The organism is Vibrio sp. 10N.239.312.C11 (assembly GCF_041466065.1).
Classification (GTDB): domain Bacteria; phylum Pseudomonadota; class Gammaproteobacteria; order Enterobacterales; family Vibrionaceae; genus Vibrio; species Vibrio tasmaniensis_A.
Genome location: NZ_JBFSRZ010000009.1, coordinates 42,834 through 63,071 on the forward strand (window position 1 = coordinate 42,834; position 20,238 = coordinate 63,071).

Here is a 20,238-nt window from a genome sequence, read left to right on the forward strand (position 1 = left end):
TTATTTGGCTTTCAGAAACATGAGTTACTCGAATTCATTTCCCCAATTATCAAGTTCTCTAGTCCCACAGACCTTACATTCAACGTAACGATCCATGTTGTAGTAATGACCACCATTGATAATTGAATTAGCAAACAGCTTTATTCTTCCTAACAAAGTTTTGTCGGTATCATAGCTGCTTGTTTGGCGAACAAGAACTTCACTATGTGGCGTTTCTTTATTGCACGTTTTACAAAAATGAGTCGCTGGAAATCCAGACATAACCTTTTCCTTTGGTTGAGAAAACTAGGTTAGAAATAGCCGTAGAATTAGGTCAGACTCATTTAGATATCATTGCATAATAGCTATTACATTCGCTAGATTTATAAATTCATTTTGTCGAGGTATGTCGCTTAATTGATTTAGTGAGGAAATGTTACCTACTCCTGCACTCAGTACTTGTTTAGGTATTTAGCAATAGAGTTAACTGTGCACAAAGTCATTTGTAACGAACCGCTTACATTGCGGAGTTTGAGCGCATTTCGTTATTAATATTCTTGAAAGATATAACGAAGTAAGAGAATGTTGGCGCGTTGTTTTCATATGAAAGGTCTAGCATGACAAACAAAGTAATCTTGGTGGTCGATGATAGTCAGGACATTCTTGATGCTCTTAGTGAATATCTGGAACGTTCAAGCTTTACGGTTATCACAGCTCTTGAAGGCAATGAGATGTGGAAGAAGCTTGAAACTGTCACTCCAGATCTCATTATTTTAGACATCATGCTACCTGGAGATGATGGTTTGACCTTGTGCCAGAAACTACGTCTTCAATCTCAAGTTCCCATTATTATGCTCACCGCAGTAACCGACGATGCTGATCGAATCGCAGGATTAGAAATTGGAGCCGATGACTATATTACTAAGTCATTTAACCCGCGAGAGCTATTAGCCAGAATTAAAGCTTTATTGAGGCGTTCCACGTTTAGCCATAGCCAAGGTGAACGGACTCTGAAATTCATGGATTGGACTTTTGACACTCTTAAACGACAACTGAAACATGAAGATGGAGAGGTGGTATCTCTTTCTAGTGCTGACTATAACTTGCTTACGCTCATGTTGGATTCCCCCAACCAATTATTAAGCAGAAATGATATTGCTCAAGCTCTTTGGGGGAGGGATGCGGAACCACTAGAAAGAGGCATTGATGTACAAATTAGCCGGTTAAGGAAGCAATTAAGAGACGATGACCGTAACACGATTATGACGGTAAGGCATCGCGGCTATATGTTAGTGATCGATTCACATATCAATCGTATTAAATTTTGAAAAAAAACATACACCAGTCAATGGTTGCGCGTATCACCCTGTCTACGTTCACGGTTATTCTCATGGCTGAAATACTGGCAGGTGCGGTATGGTTTACGGCAACATCAGCATCAAAAAAAGAGTCAGCTAGCCACGCCATGACAGCTATATCATCAGCTGCAGCAGATACTATTAATTACTTCTCTGGCTTACCCATTAATTACCGTCACTTGGTGTTGGAACAGCTACGAAATATAGGAGGAACAAGGTTTTTCATATCCATAAATAACCATAAACTTCCTATTACTTCTTTATCTGATTACTCATTGGTTCCTCAGATGGAAGTACAAGCGTCTGAACTTCTGAATCAGCAACTTAGAGACTCCCGCAAAGTGCATGTCACTTTGACTAAGCGAGAAGATTTACGGGTGTTTAACTCTGGTATAAAGCTTCATGAACTTCCTGCATTGTGGAAAGACTACAGTTTAGTATTAGGAAAACTGGATCTCCCAATTGCTGTTATTCAGGTGGAGTTTTCAGATAATGAATGGCTTTATTTAGCCACCGTTCTACCGCTGTCTTTTGATAGTCTGACCGATAATTTCATTGATAGCAGACAAGTCATATTTCTCCTTATTGTTACCTTCATGCTTATGGGGGTTTCTTATGTTGTCTTACAGAAGGAAATTCGTCCTTTTCGTTCTTTAGCACGCTCTGCCACTCTTATGGGGTCGCAAATGCAGATTGAAGAAATCAAAGAAGAAGGCAGCTCAGAAACCAGAGCTGCTATTCATGCTTTCAACAAAATGAACCGTCGAATCAAATCGTATTTGCGGGATAGAGATATGTTTTTTAATGCGATATCCCATGATATTAAAACACCATTAGCCTGTTTAAAGTTACGAACTGAAATGATGGATGATGAGCAAACAAAGTTAAGGTTTGAAAAGCTATTGAACGAAGTCGATATGATGTTGAACGGGGCTTTGCAATATATGCGAGAGAATGACATCCACGAAGAGTTAGAGTGGATTGATATTAACGATATCCTTGAACAATGCGCGGCTGTTCATAACAAAAATGGAGTATGCGTAAGCCTGATAGATCTGCCAAGGATTGAGCTTTATGGCAAGCCACTAGCAATCAAACGTTGTTTATTCAACTTAGTTGATAATGGCGTTAAATATGGAAATACGGTCGACATCAGTATGTTTTCTCACTCTGATTCTATTCAAATCGTGCTGCGTGATGCAGGAAAAGGAATCAAAGAAGATATGTTAGAAAAAGTCTTTGAACCTTACTTTAGAGACAATGATACAGGCATTGAAGGTTCAGGTTTGGGACTAGCAATTGCTCGTAGTATCGCAAGGGCACACGGTGGGGACGTTCAGTTATCTAATTCACCAGAAGGTGGGCTTGAGGTGGACATTATTTTGGTGAATGCCCTATGAAAAAATGGTTACTGTTAAGTCTTTTGTTATCGACGAACCCCGCGTTTTCTTCCCCCTCTGTTGAAATGCTGCATTGGTGGACGGCTGCTGGAGAAGAAAAAGCGTGGTCGGTCATCGAGAAGCAATTTGAATCTCTGCCTTATACATTAAAAAGTGAACCAATCAGTGGCGGTGGTGGTGCACCTGCCAAAGCGATTCTTCAAGCCAGAGCGATTGCCGGGTATTCCCCTGATATTGCTCTTATGGAAGGTCCGGCTATTCAGTCATGGGCGGCGTTAGGTTTTTTAAATGATGTCAATGAAGTCGCAGAATCGCAGAGGTGGGATCAGTCGCTGTATCCTGATATTAAAGCCATTCACCAATATGACGGGAATTTTGTCGCCATACCTTTGAATATCCATCGATTAAATTGGATGTGGATAAATAAAAAGGTACTAAATCAGCATCAACTTTCATCACCTCAGACGTGGGACTCGTTACTGTTAGCATTAACTACGCTGAAAAGTAAGGGGGTTAATCCTTTGGCTTTGGGAGAAGACTCTTGGCAAATTGTGCAAGTTTTTGAAAATATTGCATTCGGAGTAGGTGGAGCAAATTATTATCGACAGGCATTTGTGGATTTAGACCCTGACGCATTAAATAGCGATAAAACACTTGAGGCGCTTAAGCGCTTTCGCTCTCTGGCTAATATTGTAGGTAGTGATTTACCGAGTATTAGTTGGGATCAGGGGACAAAATCTTTGCTTGAAGGGGAGTTTGCCTTTCAATTTACAGGTGATTGGGCTCTGGGAGAGATGTTTCTTAGTGCAGAAGGTGAAATTCCAGATTACATAGAATGTCGAGCGTTCCCTTCTACGGAAAAAGGTTTTATCTACAATGTTGATAGCTTGGCATTTTTTACAAAAGTAACGGGTGAAGATCATAATATGGTATCGGTAATGACCTCGTTATCTTCTCCCCAATTTCTTTTAGACTTCAGTAAAAAGAAAGGTTCAATACCTGCTCAAGCAAATATACCTGTGAATGAATTATCACGATGCCAACAGCAATCTTATCAAGATTACATTCATGCGAGTTCTGAAGGTACAGCTATGCCAAGCTTGACCGATTCAATGGCTGTTAACCCTGTTCTTCAGAATGCGGTATCCAACGAGTTATATCGCTACTTTATGGACTCTTCCATTTCAGCGGAAGCACTTATTGGACACCTACATGCTATTAATAATGAGGTGTTTCGTTAGTTTCTTGTTCTTCTTTTGACTTTAAATGTCTAGCTAGAAATTACTATGTACCTTCGACATTTTTCAGCCTAGGTCTATTGTAAAAATCGGGTTACAAACTACTTGCTATTTGTAACCTTGAGATTCAATTAGCTTGATAAAGTTCATTGGTATTCTAACGATATTAAAGGACTTTATTATGCTAGATAGTTTTAAAAGCGGCTTATCTAAGCTTTCCTTAATTGGTAAAGCATTGATGTTGCCCATATCTATATTACCCGCAGCGGGGTTATTACTTGCCTTCGGTGCTAAGCTCGACATTCCCCTAATGATGCGTGCTGGTGGCGTTATATTTGATAACTTAGCCTTACTGTTTGCGGTAGGAGCCGCGGTTGGTTTGACTAAGGAGTCAGGGATTGCCGCTTTAGCCGCGATTGTCGCCATGGTCGTGATGAATGCGACAATGGGGGTGGCGCTCGGCATTACACCTGAGATGGCGATGGGAGGTGGCCGTTATGCAATGGTGATGGGTATTCCTTCATTGCAAACAGGTGTCTTTGGCGGACTCATTGCAGGTATCCTCGCAGCCGTTATGTATCAACGTTTCTATGATACTAAGCTGCCTGATTTCCTTGGTTTCTTTGCCGGTAAACGCTTTGTACCGATTGTGACTGCGTTTTCTGCATTCCTAATTGGTTTAGTTTTACCCCATATTTGGTCATATATTCAATCAGGTATTGACGCGCTATCGCATATGGCGAATGGCGGAAACATGTACGTATCAACTTTCATCTACGGATTTATGGAGCGAGCTTTAATTCCAGTTGGTCTCCATCATATTTTTTATAGCCCTTATTGGTTTTCTTTCGGTGAGTACACAACTGCCGCGGGGACCATTGTAAATGGCGATCATACCATTTGGTTTAAAATGCTTGAAGATGGAGTAAAAACGTTCTCAACCAGTGAATACCAAGAAGCAGGAAAATTCCTATCGGGTAATTTTGCTATCTACATGTTTGCTTTCCCTGCTGCATGTTTAGCTATGTATCATGAAGCGAATGATAAAAATAAAAAAATTGCAGCAGGTATTTTAGGCTCTGCTGCTCTTACTTCGTTTGTTACAGGTATAACAGAACCCGTTGAATTTGCTTTTATCTTTGTCGCACCTTTACTTTATGTTTTTTCTGCAATCATGGCAGGGGTGTCTTACGCGGTGACTTATGCGTTGGATGTTCATATTGGTAAAACCTTCTCAGCCGGCATTATTGATTTCGTGTCTTTTGGTGTTCTTCCCGCGATGGATGGGTTCAAAACTAACTGGATCAATGTGATTCTTTGGGGTCTAACCATGGCCGCTATTTATTACACGGTTTTCCGTTTTGCTATTCGAAAGTTCAATTTGAAAACAGTAGGACGTGAGGATACTCAAAGTAAGGCGATCACTTTGGACAATGAAGATTTAGCTAGTGAAATCACAATCTTGATTGGTGGTGCCGCTAACATTACTTCGATAGGAGCATGTATTACGAGATTGCGTTTACAGATTAAAGATCAGGCTCTTGTGAATGAACAAGGAATCAAAGACCTAGGTGCTATGGGGGTCATAAAAGTAGGTTCAAGTGGCCTGCAAATTATTTTGGGCTCAAGAGCTCAATTTGTGGCTGATCTTATGAGTGAAAGAACTGGTGAGTCACCAAGTGCACTATCAACTAACCCAAGTTAAAAGTACGGGCTACTTCCGATAAAGCTGATGGCAACAAGCTTGTTGTCTCTTATACATAAATAGTAACGCTATCAACGTTATGGTTGGTGGCGTCTATTTATATTTAAAGTTTTGAAGTTATGACAGCTTTAGTATTCAACTAATGCGCTTTGAGTAGGATTCAGTTATCATCTGTTGCACGAAATTTTGGTTAGATGTACGGAACTATGCTAAAAGTCGCGATAAATGGATTTGGACGAATAGGGCGCAATGTATTGCGCGCTGTCTATGAAAGTGGCAAAAGCCAACAAATCAAAGTAGTAGCGGTCAATGAGCTTGCTCAACCTGACGCTATGGCTCACCTATTGCAATACGACACCAGTCACGGCCGCTTCGGCAAGAAAATCTCTAATGATCAAGAGCACATTTATGTTCATCATGGCATTGGTGCTGAAGATAAAGGCGAGTTTGATACCATTCGTATCTTGCATCTGGCTGATATTGAACTGTTGCCTTGGCGTGATCTTGAAGTCGATATTGTTCTCGATTGTACCGGTGTTTACGGTTGCCGAGATGATGGCCTAGCGCACATCGCTGCTGGAGCTAAAAAGGTACTGTTTTCACACCCTGGTGCTAACGACCTTGATAACACCATTATCTATGGTGTAAATCACGATACTATCGAAGCTGACCACCGAATCGTTTCCAATGGTTCATGCACCACTAACTGTATTGTCCCTATCATTAAAGTTCTTGATGATGCCTTTGGTATTGAGTCAGGTACCATTACGACCATTCACTCTTCAATGAATGATCAGCAAGTTATTGATGCATACCATAGCGACTTGCGTCGTACTCGAGCAGCAAGCCAATCTATCATTCCTGTCGACACCAAATTGCATAAAGGTATTGAAAGAATCTTCCCGAAATTTTCTAACAAGTTCGAAGCGATATCTGTGCGTGTGCCGACGGTAAACGTCACTGCGATGGATTTAAGTGTCACAATTAATACAAATGTGAAAGTTAATGACGTAAATCAAACCATTGTTAATGCTTCCCAGTGTACATTACACAATATAGTTGACTATACTGAAGCGCCGCTCGTTTCCATCGACTTTAATCACGATCCCCATAGCGCAATCGTTGATGGTTCACAAACTCGAGTGAGCAATGGCACCTTAGTGAAAATGCTGGTGTGGTGTGACAATGAATGGGGCTTTGCGAACCGAATGCTGGATACGGTTCTTGCAATGCAAGCTTCAGAAGGCAAGAAGTAAGACCTAGAAGCAAATGTGTGGATTATTTATTTTTTAGCTTGAAATAAATACTAAGTGTCCACATATTATTAGCAGTTAAAGCATTACCAGTTGAATAATTTATAGGCTTAGCAGGGTTGCTGAGTTTCCAAAACTTTATTTTTATTTAAATTTGAGAGGACAAATCATGTCTGTGATCAAGATGACTGACCTGGAACTTGCAGGTAAACGCGTATTCATCCGTGCTGACCTAAACGTACCAGTAAAAGACGGTAAAGTAACTTCAGATGCACGTATCCTAGCATCTCTACCAACTATCAAACTTTGCCTAGAAGCTGGCGCAAAAGTTATGGTTACTTCTCACCTTGGTCGTCCTACTGAAGGCGAGTACAACGAAGAGTTCTCTCTAGCTCCTGTAGTTAACTACCTAAACGACGCACTAGACTGTGACGTTAAACTAGCGAAAGATTACGTAAATGGTCTTGAGCTAAACGCTGGTGAACTAACTGTTCTTGAAAACGTTCGCTTTAACAAAGGCGAGAAGAAGAACGAAGAAGCTCTTTCTAAGCAATACGCTGCACTATGTGACATCTTCGTAATGGATGCATTCGGTACAGCTCACCGTGCTCAAGCGTCTACACACGGCGTTGGTACTTACGCTCCTGTAGCATGTGCTGGTCCTCTTCTAGCTGCTGAGCTTGAAGCTCTTGGTAAAGCAATGGACAACCCAGCTCGCCCACTAGTGGCTATCGTTGGTGGTTCTAAAGTTTCTACTAAACTAACCGTTCTAGAATCTCTTTCTAAAATCGCTGACCAACTTGTTGTTGGTGGTGGTATCGCGAACACGTTCATCGCTGCTGAAGGCCATAACGTAGGTAAGTCTCTATACGAAGCTGACCTAGTTGAAACAGCTCAGAAGCTAATGAAAGAGTGTGCTATCCCAGTAGCGACTGACGTTGCATGTGCTAAAGCATTCGACGAAAACGCAGAAGCTGAAATCAAGCACGTTTCTGAAGTTCAAGACGACGACATGATCTTCGACCTTGGTCCAGATTCAACTGCAGCTCTAGCTGAAATCATCGGCAACGCGAAAACTATTCTTTGGAACGGCCCTGTAGGCGTATTCGAATTCAAAAACTTCGAAGCGGGTACTGCTGGTATCTCTAAAGCAATCGCTGACTCTGAAGGTTTCTCAGTAGCAGGCGGTGGTGACACGCTAGCGGCTATCGACAAGTTCGGTATCAAAGCAGATGTTTCTTACATCTCTACTGGTGGCGGTGCTTTCCTTGAGTTTGTTGAAGGCAAAGTACTTCCTGCAGTAGCTATGCTTGAAGAGCGTGCTAAAGCGTAATTGATTTAGAAAGGCGAGATACGAATCTCGCCTTTTAACGTTTGCTGCATATCACACTTATTTGCTAGAATAGCGGAAGTTGTGAGCAAACGATTGCAAATTTTTAAACTTAAGTTTTTTATCTTAAAACGAATAGAATAAATAGGACTATTTCCATGTCTAAGATCTTCGATTTTGTAAAACCTGGTGTAATTTCTGGCGATGACGTACAGAAAGTATTTGAAGTAGCAAAAGAAAACAAATTTGCTCTTCCTGCAGTAAACGTTGTTGGTACTGACTCTATTAACGCAGTACTAGAAGCGGCTGCTAAAGTTAAGTCTCCAGTTGTTGTTCAGTTCTCTAACGGCGGCGCTGCATTCTTCGCAGGTAAAGGCGTTAAACTTGAAGGTCAAGGCGCACAAGTTCTTGGTGCTGTAGCTGGTGCAAAATACGTACACGCTGTCGCTGAGTCTTACGGTGTTCCAGTTATCCTGCATACTGACCACGCTGCTAAGAAACTTCTACCATGGATCGACGGTCTACTAGACGCTGGTGAAGAGTTCTTCGCACAAACTGGTAAGCCTCTATTCTCTTCTCACATGCTAGACCTTTCTGAAGAGTCTCTAGAAGAGAACATCGAAACATGTGCTACTTACCTAGCTCGCATGGCGAAAATGGACATGACAATCGAGATCGAACTTGGTTGTACTGGTGGTGAAGAAGACGGCGTTGATAACTCTGATATGGACGCATCTGAGCTTTACACTTCTCCAGAAGACGTAGCATACGCATACGAGAAGCTAATGGCTGTTAGCCCACGTTTCACTATCGCTGCATCTTTCGGTAACGTACACGGTGTTTACCAAGCTGGTAACGTTGTACTTACTCCAACTATCCTACGTGACTCTCAAGCATACTGTGCAGAGAAGTTCGGTATTGCACCTAACGCTCTAAACTTCGTATTCCACGGTGGTTCTGGTTCTTCTGAAGCAGAAATCCAAGAGTCTATCGGCTACGGTGTTATCAAAATGAACATCGATACTGATACACAGTGGGCAACTTGGGATGGTATCCGTCAGTACTCTGCTGATAACTTCGATTTCCTACAAGGTCAAATCGGTAACCCAACTGGCGAAGCTGCGCCAAACAAGAAGTACTACGATCCACGCGTATGGCTACGTGCTGCTCAGTCTTCAATGGTTACTCGTCTTGAGAAAGCATTCGCTGACCTTAACGCTGTAGACGTACTATAATTCTTTGAATTAAGTACTCTTTAAGTTTTAAAAACCCGCTCATTGAGCGGGTTTTTTTATGTCTGATAAAAACTTGTATTAAATATGTGAAAAACCTAGCCTACGGTGAATAAATTTCGTAGTCTTTTAGTTATCGGTATTTGCGTTTATTGGTAAGTTTTATTAATTCAAAAGCTTACATAAATATGACTTTGCAATCGGTCAAAGATAGGATATCGTGCCGAAAAACTGGACCTGGTTCAGTTTATAAAAAGGACTTGGCTTTAATTTACTTTTAACACAGTGACTTAACAGGAGTTAAACTGTTTATTATTGTAAAAGTAAGTTGGCTTAAGACAGTTTAGCTCATAGCATATTATATAGAGGATGCACATTATGGCTGATAGTTCGACAGCGCTTGAGACTCCAATTGTGGATGGTTTATCTCAGGCCGAGCAGTGGTTAACAAATAATTCAGATCTATTTATCCAATACGGTGTAAACATTATCTCTGCACTGATAATTCTATTTATTGGTAACTTGATTGTTAAAGCAGTCGCGAATAGCGTATCTAAGGTTCTTGAGAAGAAGAAGATGGATCGAGCTGTTGTGGAGTTTATCCACGGTTTAGTTCGTTACTTATTGTTTGTTATTGTTCTTATTGCTGCACTTGGTCGTTTAGGCGTTCAAACTGCATCTGTAGTTGCTGTTATTGGTGCAGCTGGTTTAGCCGTTGGTCTTGCGCTGCAAGGCTCACTATCTAACTTTGCAGCGGGTGTACTTATCGTTGCATTCCGTCCATTCAAGTCTGGTGACTACGTGGAAATTGGTGGTGTAGCGGGTTCAGTTGATTCAATTCAGATCTTCCAAACGGTTTTAACAACACCAGACAACAAAATGGTTGTAGTACCTAACGGAAGCGTTATCGGTAGCCCAATCACTAACTATTCTCGTCATGCGACGCGCCGTATTGACCTAATGATTGGTGTTTCTTACAACGCTGATCTTCAGAAGACAAAAGCGCTACTGACTAAGATCTGTGAATCTGATGAGCGCGTATTGAAAGATCCTGGTGTTCAAGTAGGTGTTCACACGCTAGCTGATTCTTCAGTTAATTTTGTTGTTCGTCCATGGGTTAGTACTGCTGACTACTGGAATGTTTATTTCGACCTTATGCAAGCAATCAAAGAAGGCTTGGATAACGAAGGTATCGAAATCCCATTCCCGCAAATGGATGTACACATGAATAAAGTTGAAGCTTAATTTCTAGTTAGTTTTTATAGCTATAAGCTTTTATAAGGAAAGGCGGATAACTTAGGTTATTCGCCTTTTTTGTTGGATGAGTAAAGTTTGTTTGATGACTAAAGAAGAATAGGTTTACCCGTATTGTTCAATGAGTCCATTGGCGAGCACAAGTGCAATAGCGAACATCATGGTTGCTACCGCGATATCGATGCCTTTCTTAACTTTAGGTTTCGATAGCGTTGGACCTAGCTTTGCTGCGCCCAATGATAAGGAATAAAACCACACGAATGAAGCTAAGATAGTCCCCATCGCAAACGCAATTCTGTCGTTGCCTTCAAACTGCCCACCAATAGATCCAAGAATCACCACGGTATCCAAATAGAGGTGTGGGTTTAATACTGTTACAGCTAATGCACCCAAAATAACGGTGCGCTTGCCACGAGCCAATACCTCACCTTTTGATTCATCACTGGTGCGCGTTTTGAATGCACTGCGCAGTGATAGCAAACCATATACCGTTAGAAAAGCGATACCGCCCAATGTCACAGAGGTAAGCAGCAATTCATTTTGAGACAGAATTGCTCCGCCACCAAAAATACCCAATGAGATAAACAGGGTATCGAGCAGGCTACAAATCGTTGCAGTCGTTAAATGATGATTGCGTTTTATACCTTGATTTAGGACGTACGCATTTTGTGCGCCTATCGGGATTATCATACTTGCCCCTAGACCAAAACCTTGTAATAAAACCCAAAAACTCATTTTAACCTCCACTTAATTAACGATATTTACGTGCTATGTGGCGAAGATACTCCGACCCTTTAAATAAGTATAATTAATGATTTTAATCCATTATTAGAGTTGCTAATGTGGTATTGAGTTAGCTTAAAAAGGAAGCAAATTGATGCGTGGATTGGATTATAAATGGATTGAAGCACTGGATGCCGTTGTGAAACAACGTAGCTTTGAGAGAGCCGCTGAGCAGTTATACATCTCCCAATCAGCGGTGTCCCAACGTATCAAACAGCTAGAAAAGTGGTTAGCCCAGCCTGCGCTGGTGAGAGAAAACCCACCAAGACCTACACCAGCAGGAAAAAAGCTGTTGGGTTTGTATTGTCGTGTTCGCTTGTTAGAGCACGAGCTTGTGCCCGAGTTAATGAATGAAGAGGGTACTCAACCACTATCTATATCCATAGCCACCAACGCTGATAGTTTGGCGACATGGTTGTTACCTGCACTGTCGAATGTGATGAAGTCTCGTCAAGTCGAGTTGAACCTCGCGATTCATGGTGAGTCTAGAACCATTGAAAAAATAAAAAGCGGTGAGGTTGCCGGTGCGATCAGTTTGGAACCTCAAGCGATTCCTGGATGCAGTGCAGACTACCTCGGTAGGATGGATTATGTGTGTGTGGCGAGCCCTGATTTTCATCAGCGTTACTTTTCAGAGGGCGTAAACTACGTCACCTTAAGCAAAGCGCCTGCGGTTTCTTATGATCAATACGATGATCTGCATAAGAAGTTTCTGCATGACCATTTTAACGTACCGAGAGACAGTGTGATCAATCATACGGTCGGCAGTTCAGAAGCATTTGTGCGCTTGGCATTATCGGGTGTTGCCTATTGCTTGATTCCTCGATTGCAGATTATCGAGGAACTAGAGTCTGGTGCTCTGATTGATATTACCCCTGGCTTTCTGCTGTCTTATCGCATCTATTGGCACCATTGGCAGCTTGAGAGCGGGGTGCTAAAAGAGGTATCCCAAGCGATATTAAGTTTTGCTCACAATCATTTACCTCAGTAAGTTGTTGGTTTTTTCAGCGTCAAAGTTCTGTTAGATGTGCACAATCAGGATTGGCTAAACGATAAATTACTCTATGATGGAAGGACATTTGTTTAGCATAGGTCTACCTAATGAAGTTTGTACCAAAGATGTTAGCAACGTCTCTTACTCTTACTGCTGCGTTGAGTGCTGTGAGCTTTCCATCACTGGCTGACTCTCCATCCTTTCCGCATATTTCAACAACAGGTTATGGTGAAGTCATCGCGACACCAGATATGGCGACATTCTCAGTGAGAGTGGTAGAGTCAACGATGACGGCTGAACAGGCTAAAAGTACTGTTGATAAAGTGGTAACGGGCTTTCTAAATAAGCTGCACCAAGCCGGCGTAGATGAGGCGAGCGTACACAGCTCTAATCTGTACCTATCTCCTCAGTACCATTATCCAAAAGATGGCAAACCAGAATTGGTTGGCTACCGCGCTTCACGTAATGTGAGCGTTCAAGTGAATGAACTCGCTAATCTCAATGAGTACATGGATATTGCAATAGGACAGGGTATTAACCAGATCGATAACATCCAGCTGCAAGTTCGTGACCAAGCTAAGTATCAAGAGCAAGCACGCTTAGAAGCGATCAAAGATGCGACATCAAAAGCTAAATCATTAGCGAGTGGTTTTGAGCGTGAGCTAGGTGATGTTTGGCGTGTTGATTACAATGCACAATCTTCTCAGCCTGTGCTAATGCGTTCAATGGCGATGGATGCGAGAACAGAGTCGAACTCTTATGAAGACTCAACGATCACCATTCGTGATCGTGTCAATGTGATCTATCAGATCGAAGAATAAGATAGCGCTATAGAGGCTTTTGGATCATGGTGATCTAATTACCTACGATAGGCCAAATACTAAAAAGGCTCTCATTGCGAGAGCCTTTCTGTTTTTACTTATGGTCTAACTCGATGATTAGTGAAGAAGACGAGCACGGATTGTGCCTTCGATCTCTTTCAGTTTAAGCAGTGCTTCTTCAGAGCGATCGGCTTCTACATCGATAACTACATAACCCATATCAGCCGCAGTCTGTAGGTACTGACCCGCGATGTTGATGCCTTCTTCAGCGAAGATGGTGTTGATCTGAGTTAGGATACCTGGGCGGTTTTCGTGAATGTGTAGCAAGCGAGATGTGCCCGTATGCAATGGCAGTGATACCTCTGGGAAGTTAACACTTGATAGCGTAGAGCCGTTATCAGAGTATTTCGCTAGTTTACCAGCAACTTCAACTCCGATGTTCTCTTGTGCTTCTTGAGTTGAACCACCCACATGAGGCGTTAGAATCACGTTATCGAACTGCATTAATGGAGACTCAAACGGGTCTGCATTGGTTTTTGGTTCTGTTGGGAAAACATCAATAGCCGCACCAGACAGGTGACCAGAATCCAGAGCGCCACACAGAGCAGGGATGTCAACTACCGTGCCACGAGCTGCATTGATAAAGATAGAGCCAGGCTTCATGCGCTCGAACTCTTCTTTACCCATCATGTCTTTAGTTTCATTGGTTTCAGGTACGTGTAAAGAGATCACGTCACACTTATTCAGCAACTCGGTCATAGTATGAACTTGAGTGGCATTACCTAGAGACAGCTTGTTTTCGATATCGTAAAAGTAAACACGCATACCAAGGTTTTCAGCAATAATACCCAGCTGAGTACCGATGTGACCGTAGCCAATAATACCTAAACGCTTACCACGAGCTTCGTAAGAGTTGTCTGCACTCTTTTTCCAGATACCACGGTGAGCAAGAGCATTTTTCTCTGGGATACCGCGAAGCAGTAATAGAACCTGACCTAGAACGAGTTCAGCAACACTTCGAGTGTTTGAGAACGGTGCATTGAAAACAGGGATACCGCGCTTTGCTGCTGCTTGAAGGTTGACTTGGTTAGTACCAATACAGAAACAACCGACTGCAACCAGCTTTTCAGCCGCATCAATAACTTCTTGGGAGATGTTGGTGCGAGAACGGATACCAATGAAATGAGCATCTTTAACTGCTTCAAGAAGTTCATCTTCAGGTAGTGAGCCTTTGTGGTACTCAATATTTGTGTAACCAGCGGCTTGCAGTACTTCTACAGAAGAAGGGTGAAGACCTTCTAGAAGTAGAATTTTTATTTTTTCTTTTTCCAGTGAAACTTTGGCCATTGTTCTCGTCCTTAAAATGGAAAGGTTGGGCAAATGCGGCGCACGTGCTACAAAATGGCTGAAAGGGGAACAAATTCACCACTTTGTTAGGAGACAAACGTTTTCCCTGTGCGTCTTCTGAACAATAAAGTAACAAAAAAAAAATGTTTTGGGTAAGAAAATTACGGAATAAGACATAATTTTACAGCAATAAAGCAAAAAAAACGGCGCCCTAGGGCACCGTCTGTAATGAAGTAACAGAAAAACTCAATCTTCTATTATTTATTCTTCGATTTTTGCACCTTCAGGCGTGCCAGTGATAACTACATCAGCACCACGGTGAGCGAACAGACCAACCGTTACCACACCAGCGATGCCATTGATGATATCTTCTAGCTGTTTTGGGTTTTCGATCGCCATGCCGTACACATCTAGGATCACGTTGCCGTTATCGGTTGTGCAGCCTTCGCGGTAAACTGGGTCACCACCAAGTTTTACTAATTCACGAGCAACGTATGAGCGTGCCATTGGGATAACTTCAACAGGCAGTGGGAATTTACCCAACACATCAACTGCTTTGGTACCATCAACGATACAAATAAACTTATCAGAGATAGCTGCTACGATTTTTTCACGAGTCAAAGCAGCGCCGCCGCCTTTGATCATATCGCGAGAACCGTTAATCTCGTCAGCGCCATCAACATAGATGTCTAGCTTGAATACGTCGTTGCATTCGAATACTTTGATTTCTAGCGCTTCTAGTTTTTCAGTAGAGGCTACAGAGCTTGAAACCGCACCCTTGATTTTGTCTTTCATTGTGCCAAGTGCGTCGATGAAGTGATTTACTGTTGAGCCAGTACCTACACCTACAATGCTGCCTTCTTCAACATATTGAAGTGCTGCCCAGCCCGCTGCTTTTTTCATTTCATCTTGAGTCATGCCATTCTCCTGAATAAGGTCTTGCGCTTTGAATTGATCGTTTGCGTAATGATGAAGTTAACGTTTAGATATTGGGGTAACGTTTGGATATCGAGGTTAACGTTTGCGGCGCGATTATAGCGCTTTAATGGTTGTTTTCCCATTGCCAAGTTTTACTCGGAGTCACGATTTTAGGTAACGGAATGTCCCAACCTTCAACTGGTAAGCGAGCGACATGTTGGCAATCGTGAGCAAGGCCAATAGGTGTTGCGCCATTGCCCGTCTCGAACCATCGAGCCAAGGTGCGATCGTAATATCCACCGCCCATGCCTAAGCGATGCCCCTGAGAGTCAAAGCCCACCAATGGTGTGAGAATAAGATCGAGTTGTTGGCATGGTTTGACGAGTAATTGATTGAGCTGAGGTTCAACGATTCCGTACTTATTCAAAACCGTCGGTGTACTTGGCGAGTAGTGCAGAAACAGCAGGTGTCCGGCCGAGAAGGGGTGCAATACTGGTAAATAAGTTTGCTTACCTTGCGCCCATAACCATTCAATTAAAGGCTGGGTATCGAGTTCGCCATCGATGGATATATAGAGTGCAATATGTTGAGCTGACTGAACTTCATTAAGCTGAGCACACTGCTGGACTAAATCTAAACCGGATTGAGTTTGTTGTTCGCTAGATAGGGAGTTACGTTTGATGCGGATCTGTTTGCGAAATTCGCTGCGTGTGAGCGTCTTCATAAGAAGGGATACCCCAAAGTGCCGTTGAGAATAGATGGCCCTTGAACCAGCGAGTTCAAGGCGGATCAGCAATGATTACCGTAGGCTTCTCGGCGGACCGAGCATGCTCAATAGCACTCAAGTACTAACCCTTAGGGATTGCTTATCGGCTCGGGGACGTGAATCCTCTGACAAACACTCCAGGGTAAATTTTGTGTACGCTATTGCTGTCCGTGCTTAACTTTACTGAGGACATCTGAAAGTGATGTCGTGAGCTGTTCCATTCGCTCGGTCAGTGCGTTTTGTTCATCATTTGCTTCAAACTTCTTGGTTTGTAATTCATAGCAAATGTTCAGAGCTGCGATCGTTAGCAGCTTCACTTCATTGGTTACCTTAGTACGTTCAGCCATCTCTTTCAATCGATTATCAAGATCGGCCGCCGCTGCAATCAATGACTCTTCTTGCCCTGGGGGACAATTCACTCGAGTCAGTTTTCCTAATATTTCAACGTCTACCGCTTGATTACTCATGATGGATGAACTCTTTAACGCACTATTTAAGGCTGTTGCTCTTTATCATTTTTTGAGAAAGAAAAAGTGCAAGTACCGATGAGGAAGCAATCTCCTCTGAGGGAGAAACTATAGGTAAACCGCTATTAAGATTCAAGCTTTTCAGAGTGACTGTTTGTAAATGAGAGCTTGAGCACACAGTAATTCAGCAAATTGAACAATTGGTAGTCAGTCATCCTTCAATTGCTCAGGATCGACGCTTACCAGAATTGGGGTGAAGTGGTACGATTATACTATCGATATAAAGAATAACTGAGCGAGCTATCTGATGAGCGAAACTACTTTACCTGACTACCTAACGGTTGCGACTGAACTTCAATCGGCAAGCCTAGCCGTAAACCCTGCTGAGATGCATGGTTTATTAACGGGTATGTTGAGCGGAGGCTTAAACCTAGCAGATAAAAGCTGGCAACCACTTATCTTTGATTACACCAATGAAGGCATGGGGTGGCCAGATCGCGCATTAACGTTAGCGGAAGCTACATTAAAGGTGACGACCAGCGAAATCACAGGTTCAGGCATGGAACTGTCTATGTTGCTGCCTGATGAAGACGCAAGCGCAAGCTTGTTTGATTTGGCTGATGGTGTGTCAGATTGGATTAACCACTTTATTTCTGGTTTAGGATTGGTTGGCGCTCAATTGAATAAAGCGTCTGACGGTACCAAAGAAGCATTAGCTGATCTTGAAGAGATGGCAAAGCTAGGCATTGACGAAGACGATGATATGGAAGAGCAAGCGCAGCTTCTAGAGCACGTTATTGAACACGTAAAAGCGTGTGCACTAACGATTCATGCTGAATTCGGTGCTCGCCCATCTGAAGATGCGGCTCCAACCATTCATTAATCCGCTTGTCGGTTTGAGGTTATAATGGCTCAGTATGATGTTGTAATTGCTGGTGGCGCAATGGCGGGGGCGACCTTAGCCCTTGCTCTGAATCACCTCAGTCAAGGTTCTCTATCGATCGCGGTAGTAGAGCCTTATCAGGTTGATCATCAAGCTCACCCAGGGTTTGATTCTCGTTCTATTGCTTTGTCTTATGGCACGGTGCAGATCCTCGACTCTTTACAGTTGTGGCAATCTATCGCTCCCGTTGCAACCCCGATCAAAGATATTCATGTATCAGATCGAGGTCATGCTGGGATGACAGACATCTACAGTGAAGAGCTTGCTGTTGATGCGCTCGGCTACGTGGTGGAGTTGGCGGATGTTGGTCGGATCTATCAGCAGAAATTAGAATCAGAAGCTACGATTACGATGCTTTGCCCTGAGTCTGTTAGAACCGTTGAACGTGATGAATCGTTAACGACGATTGAGCTGACAAGTGGGCAAACAGTAACCACTAAGTTATTGGTTGCAGCTGACGGTGCAATCTCAACTTGTTGTCAGCAACTGAATATCCCATTGAGTGAGCATGACTTTGAACAAGTAGCGGTGATTGCCAATATTGTTACTAGTGAGCCCCATCAAGGTCGAGCCTTTGAGCGTTTTACTCATCATGGGCCAGTTGCTCTGTTACCGATGAGCGACAACCGTTTATCGCTAGTTTGGTGTTTGTCACCGGAACAAGCACAAAAAGTGGTGGCCTTAAACGACAACGAATTTCTTGAGCAGTTACAGAATGACTTCGGTTGGCGACTTGGCCGACTAGAGAAAGTCGGCAAGCGTGCGAGCTACCCACTGATTCTTCGCCACCGACAGCAAAATATCTCTCATCGATTTGCCATTGTTGGCAATGCTGCTCAAACACTTCACCCTATTGCGGGGCAAGGTTTTAATCTTGGCATTCGTGATGTGGCTTCCTTGGCGGAAGAGTTGTGTACTCAATTGGATGATGTGGGTCGTTACACTGGTCTTGTTAACTTTAGAAAGCGCAGAGAACAAGACAGAGACACGACGATTACGCTGACATCAAGCCTTGTTCATCTGTTCTCAAACGATTTTTTGACCGCTCGTATTGGGCGAAATCTTGGGTTAGCCGTAATTGATAACCTTCCACCACTTAAAGGTCCACTTTTGCGTCATACGCTTGGCCTAGTAGAAAGATAAGGTAATAAATAATGATGCAAAGTGTTGATATCGCGATTGTTGGCGGTGGCATGGTTGGCCTAGCGCTTGCCGCTGCACTGAAAGACAGCGATCTAAGAATTGCGGTCATTGAAGGCAGAGCGCCTAGCGAAGGGCTTAGCGAATTGCCTGATGTGCGTGTGTCGGCATTGAGCCGCTCGAGTGAAGTGATTCTTCGCAATCTAGGCGCATGGCAAGGTATCGAACAAAGACGTGCTGCGCCCTACCAAGCGATGGAAGTGTGGGAACAAGACAGCTTTGCTCGCATTGAGTTTGACTCAACACGCTTAGCACAGCCTAACCTAGGCCATATTGTAGAAAACCGCGTAATCCAATTAGCGCTGCTTGATCAGGTTAAGAAGCAAGATAATGTCAGCCTATACATGCCTGCAACGTGTAAAACGATGGCGATTGGTGAGAGCGAAGCATGGCTAACGTTAGACAACGGCCAAGCGCTGACAGCAAAGTTAGTTGTTGGAGCTGACGGTACAAACTCTTGGGTTCGCAAGCAACAAGATATCCCATTAACTCATTGGGATTACGGCCACAGTGCGATTGTCGCGAACATCAAAACCTCAGAGCAGCACCATAGCGTTGCTCGTCAAATATTTACACCTCAAGGCCCATTGGCGTTCCTGCCAATGCAACCAACGAATATGAGCTCGATAGTTTGGTCTACGGAGCCTAATCGTGCCGAGAAGCTTGTATCAATGTCGGATGCTGATTTTAATAAGCAGCTAACGGTAGAGTTCGACTCAAAACTTGGTTTATGCGAAGTGGTTGGTGACCGTTTTGCCTTCCCACTGCGCATGCGTTATGCACGTGACTTTGCTGTAGAGCGTGTCGCTTTGGTGGGGGACGCTGCTCATACTATTCACCCATTAGCAGGGCAAGGCGTGAACCTTGGTCTATTAGACGCAGCAAGCTTAGCGCAAGAGCTGTTAACGCTATGGGCTTCTGGTGAGGATATTGGCACCAAGCGCAACCTTCGTGGCTATGAGCGCTGGAGAAAAGCTGAGGCGGCGAAAATGATTGCTTCAATGCAGGGCTTTAAAGATCTGTTTGAAGGCGATAATCCGGCTAAGAAGCTAATTCGTGGTATCGGTATGAAGCTTGCTGGTCAATTACCGGGTGCGAAAGATGAGATAATGAAGCGAGCGCTGGGTTTGTCGGGCAATCTTCCGGATTTAGCTAAGCGCCCCGTAGCACACCGATAGTCGCGTGAGATGGATTGCTGTTGATGGTAAGTAGCTAACGTTGATAGCAATTGACGACATCACGAACACGAA

Annotated in this window: 19 protein-coding genes and 1 other RNA gene; 13 read left to right on the plus strand and 7 right to left on the minus strand. The window is 43.2% G+C overall.

Going from position 1 to position 20,238, the window contains the following annotated elements:
- Positions 1 to 24: 24 nt before the first annotated feature.
- On the minus strand, positions 25 to 261 hold the full coding sequence (locus AB6D07_RS06115) for a hypothetical protein (RefSeq protein ID WP_012604808.1): 237 nt from the start codon (positions 259 to 261) through the stop codon (positions 25 to 27).
- Positions 262 to 596: 335 nt separating this feature from the next.
- On the opposite strand from AB6D07_RS06115, the gene AB6D07_RS06120 reads away from it, so the two are divergent.
- The 8 genes from AB6D07_RS06120 (at position 597) to mscS (ending at position 10,740) form a co-directional block, all read left to right on the plus strand.
- Positions 597 to 1,307 (plus strand): response regulator, encoded by a 711-nt coding sequence (locus AB6D07_RS06120; RefSeq protein WP_029222972.1) that lies wholly within the window; start codon positions 597 to 599, stop codon positions 1,305 to 1,307.
- Positions 1,304 to 2,737: an ATP-binding protein gene (locus AB6D07_RS06125; RefSeq protein ID WP_017100737.1), complete on the plus strand. Its 1,434-nt coding sequence runs from the start codon at positions 1,304 to 1,306 to the stop codon at positions 2,735 to 2,737. Before AB6D07_RS06120 ends, AB6D07_RS06125 begins: the two co-directional genes overlap by 4 nt.
- Positions 2,734 to 3,978 carry an ABC transporter substrate-binding protein gene (locus AB6D07_RS06130; RefSeq protein WP_017103278.1) on the plus strand — a complete coding sequence of 415 codons (1,245 nt, stop codon included), beginning with the start codon at positions 2,734 to 2,736 and terminating at the stop codon, positions 3,976 to 3,978. Before AB6D07_RS06125 ends, AB6D07_RS06130 begins: the two co-directional genes overlap by 4 nt.
- Positions 3,979 to 4,156: 178 nt before the next feature.
- Entirely contained in the window at positions 4,157 to 5,680 is a 1,524-nt protein-coding gene (locus tag AB6D07_RS06135; protein ID WP_029222971.1) for a PTS transporter subunit EIIC, read from the plus strand.
- Between the two features lie 206 nt (positions 5,681 to 5,886).
- On the plus strand, positions 5,887 to 6,936 hold the full coding sequence (gene epd / locus AB6D07_RS06140) for an erythrose-4-phosphate dehydrogenase (RefSeq protein WP_029222970.1): 1,050 nt from the start codon (positions 5,887 to 5,889) through the stop codon (positions 6,934 to 6,936).
- A 166-nt stretch (positions 6,937 to 7,102) separates the two neighbouring features.
- Complete coding sequence (locus AB6D07_RS06145) at positions 7,103 to 8,266, plus strand: phosphoglycerate kinase (RefSeq protein ID WP_009847672.1); 1,164 nt, start codon at positions 7,103 to 7,105, stop codon at positions 8,264 to 8,266.
- A gap of 155 nt (positions 8,267 to 8,421) precedes the next feature.
- The gene (gene fbaA / locus AB6D07_RS06150) at positions 8,422 to 9,498 is read left to right on the plus strand and encodes a class II fructose-bisphosphate aldolase (RefSeq protein WP_009847671.1); all 1,077 of its coding nucleotides are present in this window, start codon (positions 8,422 to 8,424) and stop codon (positions 9,496 to 9,498) included.
- A gap of 375 nt (positions 9,499 to 9,873) precedes the next feature.
- Entirely contained in the window at positions 9,874 to 10,740 is an 867-nt protein-coding gene (gene mscS, locus AB6D07_RS06155; RefSeq protein ID WP_009847670.1) for a small-conductance mechanosensitive channel MscS, read from the plus strand.
- Between the two features lie 114 nt (positions 10,741 to 10,854).
- Here mscS and AB6D07_RS06160 read toward each other — a convergent pair whose 3' ends face one another.
- On the minus strand, positions 10,855 to 11,484 hold the full coding sequence (locus AB6D07_RS06160) for a LysE/ArgO family amino acid transporter (RefSeq protein WP_017103276.1): 630 nt from the start codon (positions 11,482 to 11,484) through the stop codon (positions 10,855 to 10,857).
- A gap of 142 nt (positions 11,485 to 11,626) precedes the next feature.
- Between AB6D07_RS06160 and AB6D07_RS06165 the strand changes: the two genes are divergently transcribed.
- Both AB6D07_RS06165 and AB6D07_RS06170 read left to right on the plus strand, forming a co-directional pair.
- Positions 11,627 to 12,523, plus strand: coding sequence for a LysR family transcriptional regulator ArgP (locus AB6D07_RS06165; RefSeq protein WP_029222969.1), 897 nt, complete (start codon positions 11,627 to 11,629; stop codon positions 12,521 to 12,523).
- A 110-nt stretch (positions 12,524 to 12,633) separates the two neighbouring features.
- Complete coding sequence (locus AB6D07_RS06170) at positions 12,634 to 13,347, plus strand: oxidative stress defense protein (protein ID WP_009847667.1); 714 nt, start codon at positions 12,634 to 12,636, stop codon at positions 13,345 to 13,347.
- A 117-nt stretch (positions 13,348 to 13,464) separates the two neighbouring features.
- Here the strand turns inward: AB6D07_RS06170 and serA are convergent, their stop codons facing one another.
- The 5 genes from serA to zapA form a co-directional block, all read right to left on the minus strand.
- Entirely contained in the window at positions 13,465 to 14,694 is a 1,230-nt protein-coding gene (serA, locus tag AB6D07_RS06175; protein WP_017097288.1) for a phosphoglycerate dehydrogenase, read from the minus strand.
- A 261-nt stretch (positions 14,695 to 14,955) separates the two neighbouring features.
- The gene (rpiA, locus tag AB6D07_RS06180) at positions 14,956 to 15,612 is read right to left on the minus strand and encodes a ribose-5-phosphate isomerase RpiA (protein ID WP_009847664.1); all 657 of its coding nucleotides are present in this window, start codon (positions 15,610 to 15,612) and stop codon (positions 14,956 to 14,958) included.
- Positions 15,613 to 15,736: 124 nt separating this feature from the next.
- On the minus strand, positions 15,737 to 16,336 hold the full coding sequence (locus AB6D07_RS06185; protein WP_017103274.1) for a 5-formyltetrahydrofolate cyclo-ligase: 600 nt from the start codon (positions 16,334 to 16,336) through the stop codon (positions 15,737 to 15,739).
- Between the two features lie 6 nt (positions 16,337 to 16,342).
- A non-coding RNA gene (gene ssrS / locus AB6D07_RS06190) (6S RNA) lies at positions 16,343 to 16,525 on the minus strand.
- 11 nt (positions 16,526 to 16,536) lie between these two features.
- Complete coding sequence (zapA, locus tag AB6D07_RS06195; RefSeq protein WP_004735366.1) at positions 16,537 to 16,845, minus strand: cell division protein ZapA; 309 nt, start codon at positions 16,843 to 16,845, stop codon at positions 16,537 to 16,539.
- A gap of 307 nt (positions 16,846 to 17,152) precedes the next feature.
- Between zapA and AB6D07_RS06200 the strand changes: the two genes are divergently transcribed.
- From AB6D07_RS06200 to AB6D07_RS06210, 3 genes are read left to right on the plus strand one after another with little or no spacing between them, the layout of a single operon-like run.
- Positions 17,153 to 17,728, plus strand: a complete 576-nt coding sequence (locus tag AB6D07_RS06200) for a YecA family protein (protein WP_004735367.1) — start codon at positions 17,153 to 17,155, stop codon at positions 17,726 to 17,728.
- 24 nt (positions 17,729 to 17,752) lie between these two features.
- On the plus strand, positions 17,753 to 18,931 hold the full coding sequence (gene ubiH / locus AB6D07_RS06205; protein ID WP_017103273.1) for a 2-octaprenyl-6-methoxyphenyl hydroxylase: 1,179 nt from the start codon (positions 17,753 to 17,755) through the stop codon (positions 18,929 to 18,931).
- A gap of 11 nt (positions 18,932 to 18,942) precedes the next feature.
- Positions 18,943 to 20,166 carry an FAD-dependent 2-octaprenylphenol hydroxylase gene (locus AB6D07_RS06210; RefSeq protein WP_017103272.1) on the plus strand — a complete coding sequence of 408 codons (1,224 nt, stop codon included), beginning with the start codon at positions 18,943 to 18,945 and terminating at the stop codon, positions 20,164 to 20,166.
- The last annotated feature ends 72 nt before the right edge of the window (positions 20,167 to 20,238 follow it).